Source organism: Trebonia sp. (assembly GCF_049794275.1).
Taxonomy (GTDB): Bacteria; Actinomycetota; Actinomycetes; order Streptosporangiales; family Streptosporangiaceae; genus Trebonia.
Genome location: NZ_JBARCR010001212.1, coordinates 1 through 2,914 on the forward strand (window position 1 = coordinate 1; position 2,914 = coordinate 2,914).

Sequence of the window (2,914 nt, forward strand, 5' to 3'; positions counted from 1 at the left end):
CCGTTCCCCGGCGTGTACGGCCTGCACGGCCAGCCGACGCTGATGAACTCGGTCGAGACGTTCGCGCACGTCCCGGTCATCACAAGGCGCGGCGCGGCCTGGTGGACCGCGCAGGGCGCGGGCGAGCACGCCGGGCTGAAGTTCTTCGCCGTCTCCGGGCACGTCGAGCGCCCTGGGGTCTATTGCGTGCCGATGGGCACCACCGCCCGTGAGCTGCTCGAGGAGGCCGGCGGGGTGTCCGGCGGGCGGGCGCTCGGCGCCATCCAGCCGGGCGGCGCCTCCTCCAACTTCCTCGGCCCGGACCAGCTCGACGTGCCGCTCGACTTCGGCTCGCTGCGCGAGGCCGGGTCCATGCTCGGCTCCGGCGCGCTGGTCGTGCTGGCCGAGGGCACCGACCTGCTCGCCGCCGCCACCAACGTGCTGCGGTTCTTCCGCGACGAGTCCTGCGGCAAGTGCGTGCCGTGCCGGGTCGGCTCGACGAAGGCGCACGTCATCCTCGACGGCCTGCTCGCCGCGGGCGGCGGTCCCGGCGGCGTGAACGGCGAGGTGCGCGACCTCGCCGAGGTGATGCGCCGCACCTCGATCTGCGGGCTCGGCCAGGTCGCGCTCGGACCGGTGATGAGCGTGCTCCGGCTAGCGGAGGACCATGGCTGACGCCGTCGGGCGGGAATTCTTCACCACCAGGACGGTCGCGGAGGCCCTGGCCGGCTTCCGGCCAGGGCGGCGGGCCGGCACCGAAACCGTGCCGTTGGGCGACGCGCTGCGCAGGGTGCCCAGCGAGCCCGTCACCGCTCCGTACCCGCTGCCCGGCTTCGCCCGATCCACCGTCGACGGGTACGCCGTTCGCGCCGCCGACACCTACGGGGTGTCCGAAGGGCTGCCCGGCTACCTCACCGTCACCGGCGCCGTCCTGATGGGCGCCGAGCCGACGACGGCTGTCACCCCGGGCACGGCGGTCACCATGCCGACCGGCGGCGCCCTGCCGCCGGGCGCGGACGCGATCGTAATGGTCGAGTACACCGCCGAGGTGATGCCAGGCACGGTCGAGGTAGTCCGCCCGGTCGCGCCTGGCGAGGGCGTGGTCCGCGCCGACGAGGACGCGAAGCCCGGCGCAGAGATCGTCCATGCCGGGCGGCCGCTGCGCCCCCAGGACCTGGGCATGCTCGCCGCGGCGGGCGTGACGTCCGTGACCGTGCGCAAGAGGCCGGTGGTGACGATCTTCTCCACCGGCGACGAGGTGGTGCCGCCGGACACGGCGGAGCTGAAGCCGGGCCAGGTGCGCGACGCCACGGCGTCCGCGCTCGCCGCCCTGGTCACGGACGCGGGCGGGGCGCCGGTGTTCGGCGGGATCGTGGCCGACGACCCTGGCGCGCTGGAAAAAGCCCTCCGCGAGGCACTGCCGGCCAGCGATGTGCTGCTGATCTCCGCCGGCTCCTCGGTCGGCGCCAGGGACGAGACCGCGAACGCCGTCGGGCGTCTCGGCGAGCCCGGCATCTGGTGCCACGGGCTGGCCATCAAGCCGGGCAAGCCCACCCTGCTGGCCGAATGCGCCGGGGTGCCGGTCATCGGGCTGCCAGGCAACCCGCGGTCGGCGCTCGTCGTGTTCCGGCTCGTCGGGACGCCGGTCGTCCGCCTGGTCGGCGGCTGCACCGTGCCGCCGCCCGAGCCGTCGGTGCGGGCCAGGCTGTCGAGAGACCTCGCGTCCGCGACCGGGCGGCTCGACGTCGTCCAGGTGAAGGTGAGCGGGGACGGGGTGGCGGCCCCTGTGTTCGGGTTGTCGGCGCTACTGTCGGTGCTGACAGCGGCCGACGGCTACATCGTGATTCCCGAGGAAGCGACGGGCCTCGACGCGGGCAGCGAGGTGGACGTGATCCTGTATGCCTGACAGGCCAGCGAACAGCCCGTTCATCCGCGACGTTCCGGCGGCGCAGGCCCTGGACGCCTGGCGCGCCGCGCGCGAGGCCGCGGGCTGCCCGGACCGGCTGCCCGCCGTCACGGTGCCGGTCACCGAGGCCGGCGGCCTCGTCACCGCCGCGCCGATCTGGGCCGTCAGGTCCTCGCCGCCGTTCGACGCCGCGGGCATGGACGGCATCGCGATCAGCTCCGCCGACACGCTCGGCGCGAGCGAGACCACGCCGGCCTGGCTGCCGCCGGGCGCCTACACGGTCGTGGACACCGGCGACCCGATGCCCGACCGCCGGGACGCGGTGGTCATGCGCGAGCACGTGCACTACGACGACGCGGGCCGCGCGGAACTGCGCGCCGGCGTCCCTCCATACCAGCACGTCAGGTCCATCGGCGAGGACGTGAGTGCCGGCGAGCTGCTGCTCCCTGAGGGACACCGGCTCCGCGCCGTCGACCTGGCGGCAGCGGCGGCCGCGGGGGCAACGCACGTGTCCGTTCGGAAGAAGGCTCTTGTCTTTATCCTCCCGACCGGAGACGAGGTGCGGCCGATCGGATCGGAGACCGGGCCAGGGCAAATCCTCGACACCAATTCCCTCATGCTCGCCGAGCAGGCACGGGAGGCCGGGTGCGAGGCGTGGTGCCTGCCGATCGAGCCAGACGACCCGGAGCGGATCGCCGCGGTGGTGCGCGAGTCGGCCGCGGACTGCGACCTGCTGATCGTGATCGCCGGGTCAAGCGCGGGCCGGGACGACTACACCGCGCGGGTGGTCGCCTCCACCGGCACCCTGGTCGTGCACGGGGTCGCCGTGCGTCCCGGGCACCCGGTGGTGCTCGGCGTGGTGGGGCAGACGCCGGTGCTCGGGGCGCCAGGCTATCCGGTGTCGGCGGCACTCACCTTCGACATCTTCGCGGTGCCGATGCTCGCGGAGCTGTCCGGCGCCCCGCCGCGGCAACGGCCGCGGGCGACGGCCCGGCTGGCGCGCAAGCTGGCGTCGCCGCTCGGCATGGA

General features: G+C 74.5%; 3 protein-coding genes. All 3 read left to right on the forward strand.

What is annotated here, in order from left to right:
• Positions 1 to 654, forward strand: a 654-nt coding sequence (locus WA805_RS29815; RefSeq protein WP_425243987.1) for an NADH-ubiquinone oxidoreductase-F iron-sulfur binding region domain-containing protein, incomplete at its 5' end; no start/stop codon positions are given.
• Complete coding sequence (gene glp, locus WA805_RS29820) at positions 647 to 1,885, forward strand: gephyrin-like molybdotransferase Glp (protein ID WP_425243988.1); 1,239 nt, start codon at positions 647 to 649, stop codon at positions 1,883 to 1,885. The genes WA805_RS29815 and glp, both read left to right, overlap by 8 nt.
• On the forward strand, positions 1,878 to 2,914 hold a 1,037-nt coding region (locus tag WA805_RS29825), incomplete at its 3' end, for a molybdopterin-binding protein (RefSeq protein WP_425243989.1). The genes glp and WA805_RS29825, both read left to right, overlap by 8 nt.

Bases quoted from the DNA above. Each gene is read 5' to 3' on its own strand.
- glp (WP_425243988.1), top strand. From the start codon at position 647: ATGGCTGACGCCGTCGGGCGGGAATTCTTCACCACCAGGACGGTCGCG.